Raw genomic sequence first — 2900 nt, forward strand, 5'->3', positions numbered from 1 at the left:
CGTCGACACCGCGTCAGCGGATGCCGCGAGCCAGGCCGAGCGCGAGCAGGCCGCACCGCGTCGCGCACCGGTGGCGTCGGGGCGCTGAGCCCCGGCATCCGGAAATCCCCTCCCCTCGCCCGCGCGCGTGAGGGGCGGAAAGTGTCGCCGCGGGGGCGCCCAAGCGACAGAACATGACCCCTCACGCGCCAGGACGAGGGGGCACAGACGGAATCACATACGAAACGGAAGAGAACACAGCAATGAACACGCGACACCTCACCTCGGCTCTGGCGCTCGGCGCCGTGGGCGCCCTCGCCCTCGCGGGCTGCGCCAGCGGCAACCAGGCCGAAGGCGGAAACGGCGGCGGAGGCGACAAGGGCACCATCACCCTCGGCTTCCTGCCCTCGTGGACCGACGGTCTCAGCACCGCCTACCTGCTCGAAGACCAGCTCGAGAAGCTCGGCTACACGGTCGAGATGCAGACCCTCACTGAGGCGGGCCCGCTGTACACCGGCCTCGCCCAGGGCGACGTCGACATCTACCCCTCGGCGTGGCCCGAGCTGACGCACAAGTCGTACATGGACCGCTACGGCGACAAGATCGACGACCTCGGCGCGTACTACGACAACGCCAAACTCACGATCGCGGTGCCCAGCTACGTCGACATCGACTCGATCGAGGAGCTGAAGGCGAACGCCGCGCGCTTCGACGGCCGCATCTACGGCATCGAGCCGGGTGCGGGCCTGACCAAGCAGACGCAGGAGACGATGCTCCCCGGCTACGGACTCGACGGCGATCTCGAGCTCGTCACCTCGTCGACGGCGGCCATGCTGACCGAGCTCGACAACGCCATCGCGGCCCAGAAGGACATTGCGGTCACCCTGTGGCGTCCGTTCTGGGCCAACGACGCGTACGACGTGAAGGACCTCGACGACCCCCAGGGCTTGATGGGCGACCCCGAGGCCCTGCACTTCCTCGGCACCTCCGGCTTCGCCGAGCAGTACCCGGATGCCGCCGAGCTCATCGCCGGCATCCAGCTCGACGACGAGCAGTACGGCGCCCTCGAAGACCTCGTGGTCAACGAGTACGGCGAGGGCCGCGAGGCCGAGGCGGTGGACGCCTGGCTCGAGCAGCACCCCGAGGCGTTCGCGACGCAGCTCGACTGACGACGAGTTCGCGAGGCGGCCCTCTCCTGTTCGGAGGGGGCCGTCGTCGTTCCTCTTCCTCGCGGAACAGCCGCCTCCTCGCATCTTTCCGTCGACCCTCTGCGAGGTGATCGCCGTTCTGCCATCGTGGGGGCGTCGTGCGGCGCCGGTTACGGGTCTGCGCTAGCCCCCTCCGGAGCATGCGGCTGCGGAGCACTCCTCGCAGAACGGCTGCTTCCTCGCCGCTTTCCACCGCAGATCCGCGAGGAAAACGTCATCCCGCGGTCATCGCACCGCCCGCGCGGTCGCGGGTCTACCCGACCGCGCGCGCCGCGGTGAATCGCGTGACGAAGCCGGGATGACCCGCCGGCATCGCCAGCACCGAGTCGGGGGCGCGGCCGGTGAGCTGGGGAAAGCCGGCGTCGGCCACGAGGTCGTCGTCGAGCGCGTCCAGTTCGGCCGTGACGAGCGGCCACGGCTCGTGACTGTTCGCCGCCCAGATCGTGCGCCCGAGGTGACGCTCGTGGAACCCCCAGCGCGCGGTGAGGAAGCGCGACAGGTCGGTGTCGACCGTCTCGGTGCCGAGCGTCGCCCGCAGACGAGTGCCCGGATGCCGACCCCCGTGGCGCCGGGACCGGTACTCGATGCGGCGGCCATCGGTGCGCACACCCGCCCGCGCCCAGCGGTAGGGGAGGCCGAACAGCGCGCGGGCGGCGACCACCGGGGCGAGGTGCTCGGCCTCGAGCGTGCGGAAGACCACCCCGCGGCGGCCCGCGTCGTCGACCGCGTAGGTGCGGACATTGATCTCGGTGAACGTGCCCAGCAGCGGTACGGGCGGGAACGGCAGGAATCGGAACCCGCTCAGCACGAACGGCACGAGACCCACCCACGCCGAGCCGTCGTGCACATCGGGACGCGTCCCCGCGGGCAGGAAGGGCGCGACGTCTGCGGGGTCGACCCGCCAATGCACGAAGACGGCGCGGTTCCACCGCTGTGCGATGACGGCGCGGCCGGGCAGGTCGGGGGCGTGGCGCTCGGTGATCACCGGGTCATTCTGACCCCGGCGCCGCGTCACGGAGGGACACTGGACAGATGGCCCCGTCATCTGGTGCAGACCCGCGGCTCGTGGCATCCATCCGAGAACTGCTCGCCGCGCGCGACGCCGACAAGACGATCTGCCCCTCCGAGGCCGCCCGTGCGGTCGGCGGAGACGACTGGCGCGACCTGATGCAGCCGGCGCGCGACGCCGCGCACGAGCTGGTGGGCCTCGGCGAGGTCGAGGTGACCCAGAAGGGCGAGGTGGTCGACGTGACGACTGCGCGCGGGCCGGTGCGCATCCGGCGGGCGCGCTGAGGCCCAGGCGCGGCGCCGAGCGGGCGGGGGAGCGTATCGGAATCGGTCGATGTCACCGGATCCGGATGCCGAGGGCGCGGCATCCGGTTCTGTCGCGTGCGTCCGATTCTGCGGCGTGTGCCGCGCGCGGCTGCTTGCGGAACGGAGCGGCCCCAGGTGCGGCTGCTCGCAGAAGCGCGCGAATCTCGCAGCTTCTACCGAGGATTCTGCGAGGTGCGCGCGGATCTGCGAGATCCGTGAGGGCCGGTGCGAGCGGGCGCATCGGAGTCGGGTGACATCACCGGATCCGGATGCCGAGGGCGCGGCATCCGTTCTGTCGCGTGCGTCCGATTCTGCGGCGCGTGCCGCGCGCGGCTGTTTGCGGGACGGAGCGGCCCCAGGTGCGGCTGCTCGCAGAAGCGCGCGAATCTCGCAGCTTCT

Annotated in this window: 3 protein-coding genes; 2 read left to right on the forward strand and 1 reads right to left on the reverse strand. The window is 71.2% G+C overall.

Features of this window, described 5'->3' with window-relative positions; translation table 11 throughout:
- Positions 1-242 precede the first annotated feature (242 nt).
- The gene (locus RWP81_RS15840; protein WP_314457720.1) at positions 243-1148 is read left to right on the forward strand and encodes a glycine betaine ABC transporter substrate-binding protein; all 906 of its coding nucleotides are present in this window, start codon (positions 243-245) and stop codon (positions 1146-1148) included.
- A gap of 292 nt (positions 1149-1440) precedes the next feature.
- On the opposite strand, the gene RWP81_RS15845 is transcribed toward RWP81_RS15840, so the two are convergent.
- Entirely contained in the window at positions 1441-2172 is a 732-nt protein-coding gene (locus RWP81_RS15845; protein ID WP_314457722.1) for a DUF2071 domain-containing protein, read from the reverse strand.
- A 47-nt stretch (positions 2173-2219) separates the two neighbouring features.
- Between RWP81_RS15845 and RWP81_RS15850 the strand changes: the two genes are divergently transcribed.
- A complete protein-coding gene (locus RWP81_RS15850) occupies positions 2220-2480 on the forward strand; it encodes a DUF3253 domain-containing protein (protein ID WP_243222968.1) in 261 nt (86 codons plus the stop codon).
- Positions 2481-2900: the final 420 nt, after the last annotated feature.

It is taken from the genome of uncultured Microbacterium sp., from assembly GCF_963521695.1.
Taxonomy (GTDB): domain Bacteria; phylum Actinomycetota; class Actinomycetes; order Actinomycetales; family Microbacteriaceae; genus Microbacterium.

Coding starts and splice junctions, on each gene's coding strand:
- RWP81_RS15850 (WP_243222968.1), top strand. CDS start 2,220: ATGGCCCCGTCATCTGGTGCAGACCCGCGGCTCGTGGCATCCATCCGA.
- RWP81_RS15840 (WP_314457720.1), top strand. CDS start 243: ATGAACACGCGACACCTCACCTCGGCTCTGGCGCTCGGCGCCGTGGGC.